The organism is Streptomyces sp. NPDC048584, from assembly GCF_043199595.1.
GTDB classification, from domain to species: domain Bacteria; phylum Actinomycetota; class Actinomycetes; order Streptomycetales; family Streptomycetaceae; genus Streptomyces; species Streptomyces edwardsiae.
In genome coordinates this window covers 248194-267093 of record NZ_JBICWF010000008.1, presented here as the reverse complement: position 1 = coordinate 267093, position 18900 = coordinate 248194, and the positions used below count along the sequence as shown (strand labels likewise).

The 18900-nt window shown below is 72.4% G+C and carries 18 protein-coding genes and 1 pseudogene; 6 read left to right on the top strand and 13 right to left on the bottom strand.

Translation table 11 applies throughout. The features are described 5' to 3' along the window. The first annotated feature begins 20 nt into the window (after positions 1 to 20). On the top strand, positions 21 to 671 hold the full coding sequence (locus tag ACGFR9_RS19930) for a lipopolysaccharide biosynthesis protein (RefSeq protein ID WP_393210177.1): 651 nt from the start codon (positions 21 to 23) through the stop codon (positions 669 to 671). A 107-nt stretch (positions 672 to 778) separates the two neighbouring features. Here the strand turns inward: ACGFR9_RS19930 and ACGFR9_RS19925 are convergent, their stop codons facing one another. Beyond that, the gene (locus ACGFR9_RS19925; RefSeq protein ID WP_393210174.1) at positions 779 to 2032 is read right to left on the bottom strand and encodes a glycoside hydrolase family 26 protein; all 1254 of its coding nucleotides are present in this window, start codon (positions 2030 to 2032) and stop codon (positions 779 to 781) included. Between the two features lie 185 nt (positions 2033 to 2217). On the opposite strand from ACGFR9_RS19925, the gene ACGFR9_RS19920 reads away from it, so the two are divergent. Both ACGFR9_RS19920 and ACGFR9_RS19915 read left to right on the top strand, forming a co-directional pair. Continuing rightward, the gene (locus ACGFR9_RS19920) at positions 2218 to 3501 is read left to right on the top strand and encodes an ATP-grasp domain-containing protein (RefSeq protein WP_393210171.1); all 1284 of its coding nucleotides are present in this window, start codon (positions 2218 to 2220) and stop codon (positions 3499 to 3501) included. Positions 3502 to 3503: 2 nt separating this feature from the next. Then, positions 3504 to 4769: an NAD(P)-binding domain-containing protein gene (locus ACGFR9_RS19915; protein ID WP_393210430.1), complete on the top strand. Its 1266-nt coding sequence runs from the start codon at positions 3504 to 3506 to the stop codon at positions 4767 to 4769. Positions 4770 to 4842: 73 nt separating this feature from the next. Here the strand turns inward: ACGFR9_RS19915 and ACGFR9_RS19910 are convergent, their stop codons facing one another. The 8 genes from ACGFR9_RS19910 to ACGFR9_RS19875 all read right to left on the bottom strand — a co-directional run bounded on the left by ACGFR9_RS19910 (position 4843) and on the right by ACGFR9_RS19875 (position 11862). After that, positions 4843 to 5748 carry a chaplin gene (locus tag ACGFR9_RS19910; protein ID WP_393210168.1) on the bottom strand — a complete coding sequence of 302 codons (906 nt, stop codon included), beginning with the start codon at positions 5746 to 5748 and terminating at the stop codon, positions 4843 to 4845. Between the two features lie 172 nt (positions 5749 to 5920). Beyond that, positions 5921 to 6799, bottom strand: a complete 879-nt coding sequence (locus ACGFR9_RS19905; protein ID WP_393210165.1) for an ABC transporter permease — start codon at positions 6797 to 6799, stop codon at positions 5921 to 5923. Then, positions 6796 to 9444 carry an alpha/beta fold hydrolase gene (locus ACGFR9_RS19900; RefSeq protein ID WP_393210162.1) on the bottom strand — a complete coding sequence of 883 codons (2649 nt, stop codon included), beginning with the start codon at positions 9442 to 9444 and terminating at the stop codon, positions 6796 to 6798. The genes ACGFR9_RS19905 and ACGFR9_RS19900 overlap by 4 nt, the downstream gene beginning before the upstream one ends. A 341-nt stretch (positions 9445 to 9785) precedes the next feature. Continuing rightward, positions 9786 to 10241, bottom strand: coding sequence for a hypothetical protein (locus tag ACGFR9_RS19895; RefSeq protein WP_393210159.1), 456 nt, complete (start codon positions 10239 to 10241; stop codon positions 9786 to 9788). A 76-nt stretch (positions 10242 to 10317) separates the two neighbouring features. Further along, entirely contained in the window at positions 10318 to 10797 is a 480-nt protein-coding gene (locus ACGFR9_RS19890; RefSeq protein ID WP_393210156.1) for a hypothetical protein, read from the bottom strand. 266 nt (positions 10798 to 11063) lie between these two features. Next, positions 11064 to 11270: a hypothetical protein gene (locus ACGFR9_RS19885; protein ID WP_393210153.1), complete on the bottom strand. Its 207-nt coding sequence runs from the start codon at positions 11268 to 11270 to the stop codon at positions 11064 to 11066. A gap of 41 nt (positions 11271 to 11311) precedes the next feature. Beyond that, entirely contained in the window at positions 11312 to 11641 is a 330-nt protein-coding gene (locus ACGFR9_RS19880; protein ID WP_393210150.1) for a DUF6415 family natural product biosynthesis protein, read from the bottom strand. Continuing rightward, a complete protein-coding gene (locus ACGFR9_RS19875; RefSeq protein ID WP_393210147.1) occupies positions 11638 to 11862 on the bottom strand; it encodes a hypothetical protein in 225 nt (74 codons plus the stop codon). Before ACGFR9_RS19875 ends, ACGFR9_RS19880 begins: the two co-directional genes overlap by 4 nt. Before the next feature lie 204 nt (positions 11863 to 12066). Between ACGFR9_RS19875 and ACGFR9_RS19870 the strand changes: the two genes are divergently transcribed. Next, positions 12067 to 13512: a helix-turn-helix domain-containing protein gene (locus ACGFR9_RS19870; protein ID WP_393210427.1), complete on the top strand. Its 1446-nt coding sequence runs from the start codon at positions 12067 to 12069 to the stop codon at positions 13510 to 13512. A gap of 9 nt (positions 13513 to 13521) precedes the next feature. After that, entirely contained in the window at positions 13522 to 14004 is a 483-nt protein-coding gene (locus tag ACGFR9_RS19865) for a hypothetical protein (RefSeq protein WP_393210144.1), read from the top strand. A 64-nt stretch (positions 14005 to 14068) separates the two neighbouring features. Here the strand turns inward: ACGFR9_RS19865 and ACGFR9_RS19860 are convergent, their stop codons facing one another. The 3 genes and pseudogenes from ACGFR9_RS19860 to ACGFR9_RS19850 form a co-directional block, all read right to left on the bottom strand. Next, positions 14069 to 14710 (bottom strand): HAD family hydrolase, encoded by a 642-nt coding sequence (locus ACGFR9_RS19860; RefSeq protein WP_393210141.1) that lies wholly within the window; start codon positions 14708 to 14710, stop codon positions 14069 to 14071. A gap of 333 nt (positions 14711 to 15043) precedes the next feature. Next, positions 15044 to 16546 (bottom strand): CoA-acylating methylmalonate-semialdehyde dehydrogenase, encoded by a 1503-nt coding sequence (gene mmsA, locus ACGFR9_RS19855; RefSeq protein ID WP_393210138.1) that lies wholly within the window; start codon positions 16544 to 16546, stop codon positions 15044 to 15046. A gap of 164 nt (positions 16547 to 16710) precedes the next feature. Further along, positions 16711 to 16809, bottom strand: a pseudogene (locus tag ACGFR9_RS19850) (5-deoxy-glucuronate isomerase); the annotation flags it as partial. Positions 16810 to 17380: 571 nt separating this feature from the next. Between ACGFR9_RS19850 and ACGFR9_RS19845 the strand changes: the two are divergent. Beyond that, positions 17381 to 17575, top strand: coding sequence for a helix-turn-helix transcriptional regulator (locus tag ACGFR9_RS19845; RefSeq protein ID WP_393210135.1), 195 nt, complete (start codon positions 17381 to 17383; stop codon positions 17573 to 17575). A 233-nt stretch (positions 17576 to 17808) separates the two neighbouring features. Here the strand turns inward: ACGFR9_RS19845 and ACGFR9_RS19840 are convergent, their stop codons facing one another. Further along, positions 17809 to 18855, bottom strand: a complete 1047-nt coding sequence (locus tag ACGFR9_RS19840; protein WP_393210132.1) for a zinc-dependent alcohol dehydrogenase family protein — start codon at positions 18853 to 18855, stop codon at positions 17809 to 17811. Positions 18856 to 18900 lie beyond the last annotated feature (45 nt).

Genomic DNA, 18900 nt, shown 5'->3' with positions numbered 1-18900 from the left:
TCCGAGGGAGCAAGCCCGTCATGACCGACACCCCGACCCGTCGGCCCCGTCCGTCCCTGGCCCGTCTCGGAAGGCTGCCGGCCTGGTCCGCGCTGGTGGCCGGCACGGCGCTGGGCGGTCTGTTCGGCGGCGCGTACGGCGTGCTCACGCCCCCGTCGTACACGGCCACCAGTTACGTCGTCGCCGTACCGACCGACAAGGCGACCCCGGACGCGGCCCGCGGCTTCGCGCAGGCGTACGGCCGGGTCGCCACCCAGCTCGCGGTGCTCGGCGACGCGCAGGTGTGGGCCGGTGTGCCGGTACGGACGCTGCGGGACAGTGTGCGCGCGGCGACCTCGCCGGACGCGCCGATGGTCGCCGTCTCCGCCACGTCCGCGCGGCCGGAACTGGCCGTCGACATGGCCAACGCGGTCTCGCGCGCGCTGACCCGGCACGCCGAGGACACCAAGGGCAGCACCCAGGTCCGGCTCGTGCAGTTCTCGCGCGCGGTGAAGCCGGGCAAGCCGGCCTCCGCGTCGACGCCGGTGACCACGCTGGTGGGGGCGAGCGCGGGCGGGCTGCTGGGCGGCCTCGCCCTGCTCGCCCGGCCGAGGCGGACCCGCCGGGACGGGGGCCCCGTCCCGGCCGCCTCGGTACCCGGCCCGGCCACCGCCGCCGATGTGCAGCGATGACGGCGGCGAACCGGTCCGGGGCCCCGCCAGGGGGTGTCGTTCGGATCAGGCCGGCTCCGGGCAGCGGCGCCCTGCTGGCGACCCCGGCAGGATCCGAACGACACCCCCTAACGGCCGCGCGACCACCAGTCGAAGCGCAGGCAGAGCTTGCCGCCGAGCCAGTACTCCACCCAGCGGCCCAGGTCCAGCGGCGAGCAGTTCTCCGGTGGCAGCGGCGTCTCGGGCGTGGGCCGCGGGACCGGAGGAACGGAGGTGTCCGGCTCCCCGTCGTGTGTACGGCCGGAGAGCACGCTCTTGTAGACGCGGGACGAGTCCGGATTGTCGTCGCACTGCCACACACCGTGCGGGCAGTAGTCGGTCACCGTGTTGTAGAGCGGCTTGTGCTGGTCCATCCACGCGAGCATGCGCCGCATGTACTCGGGATTGTCGCCGTTGCGGAAAAGCCCCCATTCCGGATAGGAGATCGGCTTTCCGTGGGCCTTCGCGAAATCGACGTGCGCCTGAAGTCCGTACGGCTCCTTCACCTGTTCGTCGAAGGAGCGGCCGGACGGCTGGTCGTAGGAATCCATGCCGACGATGTCGACCGTGTCGTCCCCGGGGTAGCACTCCGTCCAGGCAATGGCGTCCCGGCCCCGGCTCGGCGTGAAATCGAACCGGAATCTCTGCCCCGGCACGGCACGCATCGTCCTCACGATCCGGTTCCAGTACGTCTTCCACGCCTCCGGGTCCGGACCGCACCGGTGGGTATAGGTGACGCCGTTCATCTCCCAGCCGAGCACGACGACCGTGTCCGGCGCCCTCAGTTCGACGAGCCGCTCGGCCAGGGCACGGAAATGGTGGTCGAACTCCCCTGCCGCGCCTCGTCGCAGCAGCCCGCGGACCTCCTGGTCCGAGACGCCCTCCTCGTTGCGCTCCTGCATGGGGACGTTGAGGACGAGCATCCGGTCGTCCCGGGCGTTGCGCCAGTCGGCCCACGCCCGCAGGAAGCCGATGTCCCCCTCGATGTCGCTCCACCGGTTGCCGGGCAGGTAGGTGTGGCCGACACGCAGCTCGGCACCGCCCAGCCAGCGGCTGAGCTGTTCCATCCGGGCCACTCCGCGCTCGTCGGAGGCGAGGAACGCGCCGAAGGCCGGGACCCTGCGGTGCGCCGCCAGAAGGTCCGGCACGGGTACGGACGGGAACTCGACGGCGGGGATCGTGGCGGCGGCCGCCGGGCCGCCCGGGACCGGCACCGCCGGAAGGGAGCCGTCGGTCGGTGCCGCCCCCGCCGCCGGACCGGCCGTCAGGGCCGCGGAGACGACGACCGCCGCCGCGCCCACGGCCATCGCGCGGGCCCGGACCCGCCTGTGCTGTGGGGCCATTGGCTGCTCCTTTTCTCGCTCTCGTCCGTCCACTGCCTGAATTCCCCCTGCCTGAATTCCTCGCACTTGACGAACAGTCATATGAATTCAGACACAGGTCGTACGACGATGCCAATGCCATTGCGGCTTTCGAGTGCCGGGCTCCCCCGAGCGGGTGAGCCGCCACCAGAAGGAAGTGAGAATTCGTGTCGCTGCTCGACACCCGGGTCCCCGCCGTACTGCTGCGGACCGACCGGAACCCCTTTCATCACGGCACACTCGGCGCCGTACGGTCGCTCGGCCGTGCGGGAGTGGAAGTGCATGTCGTCGCCGATTCCGCCAGAAGTCCCGTCCGCCGCTCGCGTTATGTCCACGGAACGCATTCCCCGCCGCCGCCGGGCGCATCCGAGGAACAGATTCTCGACGTGCTGCTCCGGGTGGCCGGCCGGGTCGGGCGGCCGGCCGTACTGATCCCGCTGGACGACGCGACCGCGATCGCCGCCGGCCGGCTGCGGGACGCCCTCCGGCCCTCCTATCTGCTGCCGGACATGCCGGCCGCGCTCGCCGAACGCGTCGCCGACAAGGAACAACTCGCCCACGTGTGCGCCGCCGTGGACGTACCGCACCCGCGGACACTCGTCCCGGACAGCCCGCGCGGGGCGGCCGAGGCCGCCCGCCTGCTCGGACTTCCGCTGGTCGCGAAGTGGAGCCGCCCCTGGCTGCTGCCGGCCGGCGGCGGACTGCGCAGCACCCAGGTGCTGCACACCGCGTACCAGGCCCGGGAGTTGTACGCACGCACGGCGGAGGCGGGCAGCGTGCTGCTGCTCCAGGAGTTCCTGCCGGCCGGTGAGGACCGGGACTGGTTCTTCCACGGCTACGCCGATCGGGCCGGCACCGTGCGCGCCGGCGGACCGGGCCGCAAGCAGCTGGCGTGGCCGCGCGGGGCGGGACTGACCGCGGTGGGCCACTGGACGCCCAACCCCGAGGTGCGGGACCTCGCCGAGCGGCTCACCGGCGCGCTCGGCTACCGGGGCGTCTTCGACCTCGACTTCCGCCGCGGCACGACCGGCGGCCACCACCTCCTCGACTTCAACCCGCGCCCCGGCGCCCAGTTCCGGCTCTTCGCCGACAGCGCGGGGCTGGACGTCGTACGCGCGCTGCACCTGGATCTGACCGGGCGGCCGCTGCCGGACGGGGAGCCGGTGGCCGGGCGGTCGTTCGTGGTGGAGAACTACGCGCCGTTCGCCGCGCTGAGCACGCTGCGCACGGGGGCCGGCGGGCGCGAACTCGCCTGGTACGCCGGTGACGACCGCGCCCCCGGCTGGGCGATGTGGGCGCTGTGGGCCCGCCATGTGTCCGGCCGGCTGCGGCAGCGGCTGACCCCGGCGGGCTCCTCCGTACCGGCGCCCCGCCCTGTTCCCCGGGCATCCGCCCCGACTTCCCCGACCTCCCCGACCTCCCCGACCGTCAACGAGAAAGCGAGCAGCTGATGATGTACGACCTTCTGGTGGTGGGCGCGGGCCCGTACGGTCTGTCGATCGCGTCCCACGCCGCGGCCGCCGGACTGAACCTGCGCGTGTTCGGCCGGCCCATGGCGTCCTGGCGGGACCACATGCCCGGCGGCATGTTCCTGAAGTCGGAGCCGTGGGCGTCCAACCTGTCCGACCCGGACGGGCGCTGGAAACTGGACGCGTACTGCGCCGAGCAGGGCCTGACGGCACGTCACGCGCAGCCGATCCCGGTGGAGGCGTTCGCCTCGTACGGCCTGTGGTTCGCCCGCAACGCCGTACCGGAGGTGGACGAGCGCACGATCACCCGGATCTCGTCCGGCGCCGACGGCTTCACCGCGGTCACCGAGGACGGGCAGGCGCTGCACGCGCGGGCGGTGGCCCTGGCCGTCGGGGTGATGCCGTTCATCGAGGTGCCGCCGGCGCTGCGCGGGCTGCACCCGTCGCTGGTGACGCACAGCAGCCACCACAGCGACCTGGGCCAGTTCCAGGGCAAGGACGTCACGGTGATCGGCGGCGGCCAGGCGGCCCTGGAGACAGCGGCGCTCCTCGCCGAACAGGGCACGCGGGTACGGGTGCTGGCGCGGGCGGAGCGGCTGCGGTGGAACGATGTGCCGCCGGCCTGGGAGCGCCCGTGGTGGCAGTCGGTCCGCTCACCCCACAGCGGTCTCGGGCCCGGCTGGCGGAACTGGTTCTACTCCGAACGCCCCGGTCTGTACCGGCGGCTGCCGGAGGCGACCCGGGCGCGGATCGCGGCGACGGCGCTGGGTCCGGCGGGCGCCTGGTGGGTGCGGGACCGGGTGGAGCGGGCGGTGGATCTGCTGCCGGGCCAGGAGGTCACGGCGGCCGCGGCGGTGCCGGGCGGGCTGCGCCTGGACCTGTCCGGCCGTAACGGTTCCCGGCGCTCGCTGGAGACCGAGCACGTCATCGCCGCGACGGGGTTCAAGGCGCACCGTGACCGGCTGGGCCTGCTCTCCGCCGAGCTGCGCGGCACGCTGGCGGTGCTGCCGGACGGTTCCCCGGCACTCGGGCACAGCTTCGAGTCCTCGCAGCCGGGGCTGTTCCTGGCGGGACTGGTGACCGCGTCGGGCTTCGGTCCGGCGATGCGTTTCGTGCACGGTGCGACGTTCACGGCGTCGACGCTGGTGCAGGGGGTGCGCCGGCGGCTGAGGGCGACGCCGATGCGCGGAACGGTTCCCGTGCCGGGTGGTGGCAGCCGTAGCACGGCGCCGTCGCCGGCCCGCGGCTGACGGGCACATACGACACGACGCGTCCCCCGGACCTGGTGCGGTCCGGGGGACGCGTCGTCCTGTGCGGGACGGGCTAGCGGCGGGTGCCGACGCGACCGCGACGGTAGATCATCGCGCCGCCCGCGATGAGGACGGCGCCGGCCGCCGAGGCGGCGATCAGGCCGTCGGCGCCGGTCTCGGCCAGGTGCGGCGGGTTGCCGGGCACCTCCTCCTCGGCCGGGGGCTCGACCTCGTGCTTCGGAGGCGTCTTGACGTGGGTGGGCGGGACCGGCGTCTCCTTCTCGGGCTCGTCCTCGCCGTAACCGCTGTCGTTGACGCAGGTGTTGTCGTACGCGCTGTTGAACAGGGCGAGCACGTCGACGCTGTTGCCGCACGCGTTCACCGGCACGTGGATGGGCACCTGCACGTTGTTCCCGGACAGCACACCGGGCGAGCCCTTGGCGGCGCCCACCGCCTGCGCGCCGCCGGAGTCGCCGTAGCCCGCCTCGGAGGTACCGGCGGTCGAGGAGTCGCCGTACCCGCTCCGGGCGTGCGACGAGTCCGCGTCGTCGTGGGAGCCGTTGACGCAGGTGTTGTCGGACGCCTCGTTGAACGCCGCGGCGCCGTTGACGGTGTTGCCGCACGCGTTCACCGGGACGTGCACCGGGGCCTGCACGTTGTTCCCGGAGAGCACACCGGGCGAGCCCTCGGTGCCGCCCACCGCCTGCGCTCCGTCGGCGTGCCGGCCGCCGGAGTCGGCGTTGACGCACGTGTTGTCGGACGCCTCGTTGAAGGCGCCGACCACGTTGACGCTGTTGCCGCACGCGTTCACCGGGACGTGCACCGGGGCCTGCACGTTGTTCCCGGACAGCACACCGGGAGCATCCTCGGCTCCGCCGGCCGCGAACGAGTCGGCGAGGGCGGGGGTTCCGTACAGGGACAGAATGCCGGTGGCGGCGGCGGCCGCCACGAACACTCCCCTGCTCAGGGTCTGTCGCAATGTGGTTGTCTTCCTGCTTGAAGAAATGGGAGCGCCACGCGTTCTGGCCCTCCGCTGCCGCATGGCCTACTTCTTCATCAACCCGACTCGGCGGAATCGGTTGCGCAGGTTCACCCGGTTGGCCCGCGCACGGGGGCGCGGGCCGGTCGTCGGGACACCACCCCTCACGGCGTCAGGACACCACGTCCTTGCGGACGAAACCGCGGAAGGCCAGCGCGAACAGCACCAGCGCGTAGGTCACGGACACCGACGCGCCCTGGATCATGCCGGACCACTCCGGGTCCGGCTGGATGGCGTCCGCCCAGGCGAACTGCCAGTGCGCGGGCAGGAAGTGCCGCCAGTCGCCGAGGGCGGTGACGGCGTCCAGGACGTTGCCGACGATGGTCAGGCCGACCGCCCCGCCGACCGCGCCCAGCGGGGCGTCGGTGCGGGTGGACAGCCAGAACGCCAGCCCGGCGGTGACCAGCTGCGACACGAACAGATACGCCACGACCACCACGAGCCGCTGCGCCGCCGTACCGGGGTCGAGCGCCCCGCCGGTGGGGATGTGCAGCGGCCCCCAGCCGTAGGCGACGGTGCCGACGGTGAGCGCCACGACCGGCAGCAGCACCATCGCGGCGAGGCTCAGCCCCAGTCCGACCATCAGCTTGGACCACAGCAGCCGCATCCGGGGCACCGGCGCGGCGAGCAGATAGCGCAGGGAGGACCAGCCGGCCTCCGAGGCGACCGTGTCCCCGCAGAACAGGGCGACGGGGATGACCAGCAGGAAGCCCGCGGACACGAACAGGTTCACGGCGGCGAAGTTGGCGCCGGACGCGGTGGCCGTGTCCATGAGGTTGACGCGGTTGTTGTCGGGGCCGCCGTCCGGTGTACCGCCGATCGCGAAGGCGATCACCAGCACGAACGGCAGCAGGGCGAGGATCGCCCCCATCACGAGGGTGCGGCGGCGCTTGAGCTGGCGGACCAGCTCCACCCGGAGCGGCAGGGTGCGTCCCGCGCGGTAGCCGTCGGCGACCTCGACGGGCTCGAGGGGCACGGTGGGCGTGCTCATGCGGAACCTCCGATCAGGGTGAGGAAGGCGTCCTCGAGGCGGCGGTGCGGGCCGACCGACGCCACGGGAACCTCCAGCCGGACGAGTTCGGCGACCAGGCGCGGGGCGGTGCCGTCGGCGTCGAGCCGGACCAGCAGCCCCTCGTCGGTGCGGACGGCGGAGGCGATGCCGGGCAGGGCGGCGATCTTCTCGGCGACCGGCTCGTCGACGGGGGTGACGGTGCCGACGAGCAGGGTGTCGCCGGAGCCGACGATCTCGTCCACCGGACCGGCCTGGACGAGCTGCCCGCGGTCCATCACCACGAGATGCGTGCAGGACTGCTCGACCTCGGACAGCAGATGGCTGGAGACGATCACCGTGCGTCCGGCGGCCGCGTAGCGGATCATCACCTCGCGCATCTCGCGGATCTGCGGCGGGTCGAGGCCGTTGGTCGGTTCGTCGAGGATGAGCAGGTCCGGGAGGCCGAGCATGGCCTGGGCGATGGCGAGGCGCTGGCGCATGCCCTGGGAGTAGGTGCGTACCGCGCGGGCGAGCGCGTCCCCGAGGCCCGCGATCGCCAGGGCCTCCTCCAGGTGGGCGTCCTCGGCCGGCCGCCCTGTGGCCCGCCAGTACAGCTCCAGGTTCTCCCGGCCGGACAGATGGGGCAGGAACCCCGCGCCCTCGACGAACGCGCCGACCCGGGACAGCACCGGGGCGCCGGGCCGGATGGCGTGGCCGAACACGCGGATCTCGCCGCTGTCGGGCTTGATGAGCCCCATCAGCATGCGCAGGGTGGTGGTCTTGCCGGCGCCGTTCGGCCCGAGCAGCCCGAGCACCTGCCCCTTCTCGACCCGGAAGGAGAGGTCCCGCACGGCGTACCGGTCCGAGGAGCGGGTGTACCGCTTGCCCAGATCGGTGATCTGCAGGGGCACGTCGGCGAGGCCGGGGTCGGGCGCCGGCGCGGTGGTGCGGCGGCGGCCGGTCAGCAGCAGCGCGAGCGCGATCAGGGCGCCGGCGACGGGCAGCCACACCACCCAGGCGGGCAGCGGCGCGGCGGCGGTGGTCACGCGGGGTGCGGTGGGCACCGTGAGGTCGCTCTTCAGGGAGACGGTGTACGTCGCCGGGGCGGCCGGGGAGGCGTAGCCGAGGTCGGTGGAGGCGAGGACGAGGCGCAGCCGGTGGCCCTTGCGCACCTCGTGGTCGACGGCGGGGAGCGTGATCGTCACGTCCTTGCCGGCCTTGGCGCCCTCGACACGGAGGGGCGTGACGAGCTGTGAGGGCAGCACCTGCTGCCGTCCGTCGGGGCCGACGTCGTACACCTTGCCGAAGAGGACGGCGTCCTCGCCGCTCGACTCGACGTGCACGGTGACGGTCGGCGATCCGGTGATCCGCAGGTCGTCGGCGACCGGGGCGGACTCGAAGCGGGCGTACTGGCCGGGGAAGTCCAGGGAGACGCCGACGCCGAGGGAGGACAGCTGGGCGAGCCCGCCGGTGCCGCCGAGTCCGGGGAGGGAGGAGATGGCGGGCGGGCCGGCGCCGGCCGGGTTGGCGAAGCTCTGCTTCTCGCGTCCGGTGAGCGGGACGGCCCGGCCGCCGTTGGCCAGCCCCGGGTAGGTGTCGGCGCTCGCGCCGGTCAGCACGGCCCGCCCGTCGGTGGAGTCGACGCCTCCGGTGCGGGTGACGCGGAAGGCGGGGCCGGTGTCGGCGCCCTCGTCGCCCTTGAGGTACCGGTCGAACCAGCTCCGTACGCGCTCCCGTACCCGGTCGCCCTCCGGGTCGCCGCCGTCGTGTCCGCCCGCGATCCAGTCGACGTCGACGGGGGCGCCGTTGGCGCGGATCGCCTTCGCGGCGGCGTCGGCCTGCCCGAGCGGGAAGAGGGAGTCGGTCTGCCCCTGCAGCAGCAGTGTCGGTACGTCGATACGGCCGGCGACGGCGGAGGGCGACCGCGCCTCGAGCAGCTCACGCGCCTCGGCGTCCGGGACCCCGGACTCGGCGACCCGTTCGTACATCGCGCACAGCGCGGCCTCGAACTTCCCGCAGCCGCCGCCGGAGTTGACGAAGACACCGGCCCACAGCTTCTTGAAGACACCGTTCGGGAAGAGCGCGTCGGCGAGGTCGAAGTAGGTGATGGCGGGGGCGATGGCGTCGACCCGGTCGTCGTACCCGGCGCCGAGCAGCGCGATGGCACCGCCGTACGATCCGCCGGCCATTCCGACCCGGGGATCGCCGTCCTCGTCGAGCCGGACCTCGGGCCGGCCGGCCAGCCAGTCGATCAGCCGGGAGACGTCGGCGACCTCGCCCTTCGGATCGTTCAGCCCGATCCGCCCGGTGGACTTCCCGAACCCGCGCGCGGACCAGGTGAGTACGGCGTACCCGTCCCGCGCGAGTTCCTCGGCCTGCTCCCGCACATCGTCCTTGCTCCCGCCGAACCCGTGCCCGAGCAGCACGGCGGGCCGCCGCCCGTCGCCCCCGGAGGTGAAGTACGAGGTGTCGATCCGCACCCCGCCCTCCATGGCCATGACCCGGTCGGCGCGGCGCACCGCGGGCGCCTCGTCGGACGCGACGGCCGTCCACGTACCGGCACCGGCGAGCACGACGACGGCGGCCGCGGCGGCAATGACCCGACGCGACCGCAACCAGCGCGCCCCGGGCAATCGAAGATCCATGCTTCAACCGTACGGGGCGAACCTGTCGTCCGGATGTCGACCGCAGACCGAACCCGGGGACCTCCCGGGGGCGTACACGAACACCGCCGCGTACCGCGGGTGCAGTACACGCCCCCCAAGGAGCCGGAACGGGACACCGCCACACCCCCGCGGACGCGGGGGTGTTCCGCCGGACGTGTGGCTCCCCGTCGGGGAGTACCGGTCCTCCCCGCCGACGCGGGGGCACTCCGCCCACCTGAGTCAGGTGCAGTTGGGCGAGCACTTCGGCCGGGACGCCGGCAGCAAGAGGCCCCGCCCATCAGCCGCGGGGGCAACGGACGGACGGGGCCGGTCTCGGAGGGCTACGCGGCGACTAGCGGACGTTTCAGGAGCGCGTGGGCTCGCTCGGTCAGCGTCGGATCGTCCAGCGTCATGCGGCCCGCCACTACCCGCCGGTGGCCGTAGTAGGTGCTGTCCAAGTCGACCGCGTGCGCCATATCGAGCGACCAGTCGGCGTCCGGCGCGTCGATGGTGCCGGGCTTCATCACGGTCCGGGACCCGTAGCCGGTGCAGGCCAGCCAGCAGGCGCACCGCTGCTCGTGGCTTCCCTTCCACTCGCCGACAAACCCGTGGCGTCCGCCAAGGGCGAGCAGGTCGCCGGGCTCGAATTGGTTGCCTTCGACGGGGAGCACGCCGAGGACCGCGGTCAGACCGGTGTCCATGGTCGTGTAGGTCAGGATGCAGCGGGAGCCGGTCTCCCAGTCATGCAGCGTCGAGAAGATCGTGACCCTGCCAGTGCTGCTCAGGTTCCTCGCCATCGATGCGTCCCCTTCTTCCCGGTGGCCGACCCGTCTCCGTACGGGCGGTGTCGGCCACCCCTCACGAGGTCAGAGGTCAGCCGTGGTCACCGCAGGGCAGCGGGTCGGGCGTGCCGCCGTCGTCGCCGCAGGTGTCCCCGCAATCCACCTTGGTGGTCCACAACTCCGGGATCGCCGCGTACCCGGCGGCCCGGATGGCGTCGACGGTGGGCGGGATGGCGGCCTCGGGCGCGGGATAGGTCGCGCCACCCCAGCCGTCGCAGGGGTTGTGGTGGACCTTGTGCCAGCCCGGCCGCTGGAAGAACGCGTCGTACTCGGCGGTGAAAGTCATGAACTCGTGCCAGGCCGGGTCGACGTCCGCGCTCATGTACAGCGTCGGCGCCCCCTTGGGCTTGCCCGCCGACGTGGCGAGGTAGGCGAGAGCCTGGTCCGTGATGGCCTCGGCTCGCGCCTGCTCGAGGGCGGTGGTCTTGGCGACGCGCCTGCTCAGGCGGATGAAGAAGTCCGTGTTGACAAGTGTCCTCGCCGACACGGACTGCATGACTGGTGCAGACATGCTCGCTCCTCTGATGATTGAGTGGTGGGGCATTGCAGGCCCGCCTCAGGGCTCGGCCTGTCCAGGGTTCGGGGGTCCTGGGGCGGGGGCTTGTGGGACCCGTCCCGCCGGAGGCTTGCGGGCCTTCCGACGGGACGGGCGTATGGGGTGCGACCCTGGCCCTGCGGTCGCCATGGGGGTGCGTCAGCTGGGGGTTCGCGCCAGCACCACGGCGAGGACCGGGCCCGAGACGAGGGCCACGTAGGTCAGCAGGCCGACGCCGGCCTTCACCGCACCAGGGCCTTCACAATGAGGACGCCCGCCACGGCGCGTTCCGCGACCGGGTCCGGGCCGGCCTGGTCGGTGTGCGCACGGTGCGCGTGGATGTCCCAGCCGGGCCCCGAGTTCCCTTCCTCGTGCCCGAGGTAGACGGCGTCGTCGGGGTCCTCGATCGGCTCACGGCAGGCCCGGCACACGGGCGCGTGCGCGGCCACCGCCGCCTTGGTCAGCGTCTCGTGGTGGTCGCACAGGGCATTCAGCGCACGGGCCAGACGCCGGGCGTAGCCGGGGCGCCGCCGAAGCGGGGGGACGGCTGCGTCTCCAGCCTGCTGCGGGCCTCCCACACACACCCGAGCACGGTGTAGCGGTGGACGCTGCCCGGCTCCAACTTCCGGGCCGCCGCCTCCACCTCGGGGACCAGCAGCGCAAGGTGACCGCGCACGAGGGTGGTCAGCGTCTGAATCTCGTCACCGGTCGGCGGCGGAGCCTCGGGGACGGCGTCGGGGTCCAGCAGCCGGTTCACGACCTCGCGCATCGTGACGAGGTCGACCGGCGTGGTCTGCGTGTCCGGGCGGGCGGCGCTCACCGGGCCACCGCCAGGCAGGCACGGTGACGAGGGCACCGGCAGGGCGGGAAGCCGTAGGCGTCAGGGGCGAGCGCGGCCGGGTCCTCCCCGAACCCGACGGCGACCAGCTCGCCGCGGTCCTCGACGACGGTCCTCTGCGCGTCCACGATGTAGACCTGAATCGTCATCTTGACTCCGGTCCCCGGCTTGACGCCCGGCTTCGGCGGGGCTGTAGCGTTCATGGTGTTGACGCTCCTTCGCAGCGTTGGCCACGCCCCGGGGCCGCTCGCAGCGCGGTTGCCGGGGTCTTGTCTGTCACGCATCGAGGGTCGCCGCCCGCGCACAACTGCGGTATAACCGGCTGGGGTTACCGACGTGGTAATACGCTCGTTCCTGATTCCGTAGATGCGTGACGAAGCGCCTACCATCACTACGGAAGTCGCCCCCTGGACGCCATCACCCACGGCCCGCTCGCTCCCGAGGTCCTCGAACGAGACGACGTGAAGCGAGCCCTGGCAGAGCACGACTTTGCCGCGGCCTTCTCACTGATCAAGAAGTGGGGCGGCCTGTCCCAGAACCGCATCGCGTCGGCCTGCCAGCTCACCCCCGGCAAGGTCTCCACGATCATCAGCGGCCAGCAGCAGGTCACGAGCTTCGATGTGATCTGCCGCATCGCAGACGGGTTGCGCATCCCCGGACATCTCGTCGGCCTCGCCGACCGCCCGTGGGAAGAACAGCCCGACATCCCCGACCCGCCGACTCCGCCTACCGCACAGCGCTCTGAAGGCGCCGCTTGGTGTCCCGCAGTGACAGTGCACCTGGCCGCAGACCTGACCAGGAGCGACCTCGTGATGAACCGCCGCACCGCAACCCGTGCCCTCGCCGGCGCCACTCTGTCCGGAGCACCCCTGCTCGACACCCTGGAAGAATGGCTCCAGCCCGCCCCTCAGGTCGATCAGGGCCACCGCCGCGGCCGTATCGGCCGGCGTGAGGTCCACGAACTGGAGTCGACAGCCCGTGCCTTCCGCGCGTGGGACCACCGGTTCGGAGGCGGCCTCCGCCGCAAGGCGGTCGTCGGACAACTCAACGAGGTAGTCGGCCACCTGGAGGACCACCAGGCACCGGACGTCAAACAGGGGCTGTTCCAGGTGATGGCCTACCTCGGTGGGACCGCAGCAACCATGGCCTGGGACTCTGGACACCAGAAACAGGCACAGGACTACTACCTCTTGGCGCTGCGCGCTGCTCACGCTGCCGACGACACCGCATTCGGCGCCAACGTGCTGGCCGGCATGGCGCGGCAGATGCTGTACCTGGACCGCCCGCAGGACGCTCTCGAACTCGCACACCTGGCACAAAAGGGCACCGGAAGAACAACCAGCCCGCGTTTGCGGGCCATGCTGCACACGCGGGAGGCATGGGCATACGCGGCCATGGGCCGGGCTGCGGCATTCCGCCGGGCCACCAGCGAGGCGGAGGAAGCACTCGCCGACGCCGACGGGGACGAAGAGCCCTACTGGATCGCGTACTTCGACAGTGCGGAGCTGGCCGGTGTCACCGGCGGCCGTCTGCTGGACATGGCTCGCGCAGATCCACAGAAACATGCGGAGGCCGCTGCCGGAAACATCCGCGGTGCGCTCGCCGGACGTGGCTCGGAGGCAGGGCGTAGCCACGCCCTGGATCTGATCGGGCTTGCGGAGTGCCACTTCCTGATCGGGGATCTGACCGGCGCGGTCGAACACACACATCACGCAGTCGACGCTGCTGCCCGGACCCGCTCAAGTCGTGTCCGCGCCCAGCTCGGGCAGCTGTACCCGTACACCGTGGGCCGGTCGGCATCGCGTACGGTCGGCGAGGCGCGGGCAAGGATCCGCGACGTCCTGTCGAGTTGAAGGAGCACCGTGACCACGATCGCCGTGACCGGGCACATGGACCTGACCGACAGCAGCGTGCACCTGGTGCGTGATGCGCTACGAGAGACACTCCGGCCCTACGCCGACGGCCTCACGGGCGTCTCGTGCATCGCCAGGGGATCCGACACCCTGTTCGCTGAAGTCGTCCTCGAGCTGGGTGGCCGCCTGGTCGTGGTCATCCCCTCGAAGGACTACCGGCAGAGCAAGGTCAAACCCGACCACGCCGACGCGTTCGATCAGCTCGTGCAGGCCGCGGACGATGTCGTCGTACTCGATAACGAGACGGCGAACCGAGCCGCCTATGAGGAGGCCAATCGCACGCTGCTGCACCGGGCCGACCGTCTGGTCGCTGTCTGGGACGGCACGCCCCCGAGCGGCAAGGGCGGCGGCACGGCAGACACTGTCCAGGAAGCCCGCGCAGCCGGATTCCCCGTAGACGTCGTCTGGCCCGTCGGGGCCGTGCGGGGATGAGTCCCACGTCCCAGTGCGCTGGAACGGCCTCGTCAACCGCCCGTCTGGTGAGGCCGTTTCGTGCTCAGGCGCCGACGATGCCGGTGAGCTGGGTAAGGCTGTCGACCCGCCAGTCCGCTTGCGCCACTACCTCCGGATCGTCCGCCCACAGGCAGCCCCATGGTCCGCGGCGAAGGTGCGCCGTACGCAGCCCTGCCGCCTTCGCGGGAAACACGTCGTTGGCCGGGTGGTCGCCCACGTACAGGGTCGCCTCCGGGACCGTCTGCGCGACCTCGATGACCCGTTCGAAGAAGGCCGGTTGCGGCTTCGCGACGCCCCACTCCCCCGAGGTGACGATCAGGTCCGCCGGGAGGTCCAGGCTCCGCAACAACTGCCCCGCGCGCGGTGTCTGGTTCCCGGCGATGACCACGCGGATGCCCAGCCGGCGCAGCGCGGTCAGTGCCGGGCGGACGTCGTCGTACAGGTCGCTCTCGTCCAGGTCTTCCCCGCGGCCGGCGGCGTCGCGGGCCTGGTACTCGGCAGCAACGTCGATGCCCGGCCGTACCAGGCGGAGAGCTTCGGCGTTGTCCTGCCCTCGGGCGACGACGGCACCCACGAGCGCGGACAGGGTGTGGCGGGGGATGTCCAGCCAGTCGGCCCAAGACGCCCAGTACCGGTCGTCCCGGGTGATCGTCTCGCCGACGTCGAACACGATGGTCTCAATCACGTCCGCAGCCTAAAGCCGGAAGCGTAAGCAGCGGTGGCCGGACAATGAGGCGACACCGTCGTCCACGCAGGCGCTGAGCACGCGGGTTCGGGAGCTCCACCGCTGGAGCGGTCACCAAGGCGGTCGCGGTGACCGGGCGGTCTCGCAAGGCTTCACGGTCCGCGCCCGGCGGAACAGCGGCGACGATCCGCGCGTCACGTTCCACCGTGCCTCGGACGCAGTTCACGAACTGCGGCACGCTGATCGAACCCTCCTCCGCACCCAGTTCCGCACAAACGCCTGTGCCCCGCCTCGGCGAACGCGGAGGCGGGGCGCAGAAGGTCCGGGGTCCGCTCAGTGGTTGCGCGGGAAGCCGAGGTCGACGCCCGTGGGGGCGTCCGCCGGGTCGGGCCAGCGGGTGGTGACGACCTTGCCGCGGGTGTAGAAGTGCGTGCCGTCGTTGCCGTAGATGTGGTGGTCGCCGAAGAGGGAGTCCTTCCAGCCGCCGAAGGAGTGGTAGCCGACGGGGACCGGGATCGGGACGTTCACGCCGACCATGCCGGCCTCGACCTCGAGCTGGAAGCGGCGGGCGGCGCCGCCGTCGCGGGTGAAGATCGCGGTGCCGTTGCCGTAGGGCGAGGCGTTGATGAGGGCGAGGGCTTCCTCGTAGGTGTCCGCGCGCAGGACGCAGAGGACCGGGCCGAAGATCTCGTCCTGGTAGGCCGCGGCGGTCGTCGGGACCCTGTCGAGGAGGGAGATGCCGATCCAGTGGCCGTTCTCGTGGCCGTCCACCGTGTAACCGGTGCCGTCCAGGACGACTTCGGCGCCCTCGGCGGCCGCGCCGGTCACGTACGAGGCGACCTTGTCGCGGTGGGTCGCGGTGATCAGCGGGCCCATCTCGGAGGCGGGGTCGTTGCCGGGGCCGATCTTGATCTTCTCGGCGCGCTCGCGGATCCTCTCCACCAGCGTGTCACCGATCGCGCCCACCGCCACGACCGCGGAGATCGCCATGCAGCGCTCGCCCGCCGAGCCGTAGGCGGCGGAGACGGCCGCGTCGGCCGCCGCGTCGAGGTCGGCGTCGGGGAGGACCAGCATGTGGTTCTTGGCGCCGCCGAGGGCCTGGACGCGCTTGCCGTTCGCGGAGGCGGTGGTGTGGATGTAGCGGGCGATCGGGGTGGAGCCGACGAAGGAGACGGCCTTGACGTCGGGGTGGGCGAGGAGGCGGTCGACGGCCACCTTGTCGCCGTGGACGACGTTGAGGACGCCGTCGGGGAGGCCGGCCTCGGAGAACAGTTCGGCGAGGCGGACCGAGGCCGACGGGTCCTTCTCGGACGGCTTCAGCACGAACGTGTTGCCGCAGGCGATGGCGAGCGGGAACATCCACAGCGGCACCATGGCCGGGAAGTTGAACGGCGTGATGCCGGTGACGACGCCCAGCGGCTGGCGGATGGACGACACGTCGACGCGGCTGGCTACCTGCGTGGACAGCTCGCCCTTCAGCTGCACGTTGATCCCGCAGGCCAGGTCGACGATCTCCAGGCCGCGCGCGACCTCGCCGAGCGCGTCGGAGTGCACCTTGCCGTGCTCGGCGGTGATCAGTTCGGCGATCTCGTCGCGGTGGGCGTCGAGCAGCGCGCGGAACTTGAACAGGATCGCGGTGCGGGTGGCCAGCGAGGACTGGCCCCAGCTCAGGTACGCCTCCTTGGCGGCGGCGACGGCGGCGTCGACCTCCTCGACGGAGGCGAACGCGACCTTCGTGGTGACCTCGCCGGTCGCCGGGTCCGTCACCGGACCGTACGTACCCGAGGCGCCTTCGGCGGTCTTGCCGCCGATCCAGTGGTTGACGATCTTCGTCATGACCGAGAACTCCTTCACAGATGGCGGCGACGGGTGGAGACGTGCCGTTCCTACAGCTCATGCGGTTCGTGTGGCCCGGCCACGGGTCCATCCCACCAGGTCCGGGCGGCCGGACGGGGCCGACACAGTGTCGGCCGTTCCGGTCTCCGCATAGACACATGGGGCTCGGGTGGGACCTCCGGCGCGGGGCCGCGGCGGGCGGGGAGTCGTCGCTCGCTCTTCGCTCCTGCCAAAGCGAAGCGGCCTCCCGCGCCGGAGGCGATCGGTGGGGTGGTGCGGGTGGTGCGGGTGGTGCGGGTGGTACGGGTGGTACGGGTGGTACGGGTGGTACGGGTGGTACGGGTCCTGCCCTGTGGTGCTGGTCGTGCGTTGGTGTCGGTCGTGGGCTGTGGGGCGTACGGCGTCGTCATGTGACGGCACCGGCGTCGAGCGCCGCGTCGATCTCGTCGGCGTCACGGCGCTACCGTTCCCCCCGGTTTCTAGCCCGGGGCGTGAAGCCCTGTCAATGTTTTGTCCGGACATTCGGACGAGAACTTGACGGTCTCTTACCCGACCCGCCGTCCCTACCCGCCGGTACCGTGCGACCCCTCCATGTCAACGCGCCCCGCCGGTGAACCGGCGTGCGCCTGTGTGGCATTGCTGTCACAAACACTCCCGCGCTGTCACGGGCGTCACACGTGCGCGGGCCTTCCGTCACACCCGGCGCACAGCCCCTGCCCTCCCGCCGGCGGGCCTCGTTCACCGGGCACAACGCATGCCTGATCACCAGCGCGCTCCCGGCTCCCCCTGACGGCCGCCCCCGGCCGTCGCCGTGGCGCGCGGGGAGGTGCCACCATGACCGACCGATCGCTGTGGTCCTACAAGGACATCGCCGCCCACATCAAGGTGCAGCCCGACACCGTCCGCTCGTACCGCAAGCACGGCCTGCTGCCTCCGCCGGACCGGGTGGAGGGCGGAAAACCCTACTGGTACGCCGACACCGTCCGCGCCTGGGTCGCCTCCCGCCCGAGCAACCGGGGGCGGAACTAGGGCTGAGCCGCAGCCGCGGGCAGTCGTGCCGCTGGGACCGGAACGGGTGGGCGCAGCGGCACCCGGCGAACGCCGTCAAGTGCCCCCACCCCCGCTGCGCACCGGTCAACGGTGCGGGTGCGGGCCGGGGGGACGCGGCGCAGCCCGGCGCCAACGGGGTGCCGTCGCGCCCACCCGTGCCGCCCTGCGGCACGACTGCCCGCGACCGGGCGGGGTGCCGGGGGCGCGGGGGCTCAACCCCAGGGCTCGATGACCGTCACGCCCGCTCCCGCTCCCGCGGCGCCCATGGCCGCGAGGGCGGCCGGGGCGGCGTCCAGGGTGAGGGTGGAGGTCACCAGGAGGTCGGGGCGAAGGACGCCGGCCCGGACCAGTTCCAGCATCGGCGGGTAGGTGTGCGCGGCCATGCCGTGACTGCCGAGAAGTTCGAGTTCCAGGGCGATGACGCGGGCCATCGGGACGGGTGTGGTGCCCGTCGGTGAGGGCAGCAGGCCGACCTGGACGTGGCGGCCCCGGCGGCGCAGCCCGTTGACGGAGGCGGCACAGGTGGCGGGCGCCCCGAGGGCGTCCAGGGAGAGGTGGGCGCCGCCACCGGTGAGGTCGCGGACCGCCTCCGCGGGATCCCGTACGGCCGTCGCGTCCACGCATTCCGCCGCGCCGAACCGCCGGGCCAGGTCCAGCGCCCGCGGTGCTACGTCGACCGCGACGACCCGCGCGCCCGCGGCCGCCGCGATCATCACCGCCGACAGACCCACCCCGCCGCAGCCGTGCACGGCCACCCACTCCCCCGCCGCCACGCGGCCCTGCCGCACCACCGCCCGATAGGCGGTGGCGAAGCGGCAGCCGAGGGAGGCGGCGGTCGCGAAGGACATCCCGTCGGGGACGGCGACGAGGTTCACGTCGGCGTGGTCCAGGGCCACGTACTGGGCGAAGGAGCCCCAGTGGGTGAAGCCGGGCTGGGTCTGGCGCTCGCACACCTGCTGGTCGCCGGCCGCGCAGGCGGGGCAGGTGCCGCAGGCGCAGACGAACGGGACGGTGACCCGGTCGCCCGCCCGCCAGCCGGTGACCCGGGCGCCGGCCGCTTCGACGACGCCGGCGAGTTCATGGCCGGGCACGTGCGGGAGGGCGATGTCCGGGTCGTGGCCCTGCCAGCCGTGCCAGTCGCTGCGGCACAGGCCGGTGGCCTCGACGCGGACCACGACGCCGTGCTCCGCCGGCTCCGGGTCCGCGACCTCCCGCACCTCGGCCGGTTCGCCGTACCGCTCGAACACCACCGCTCGCATGACCGCCCCCCTTCCCGTGATCATCGCTTCCGGCGGAACGCTATC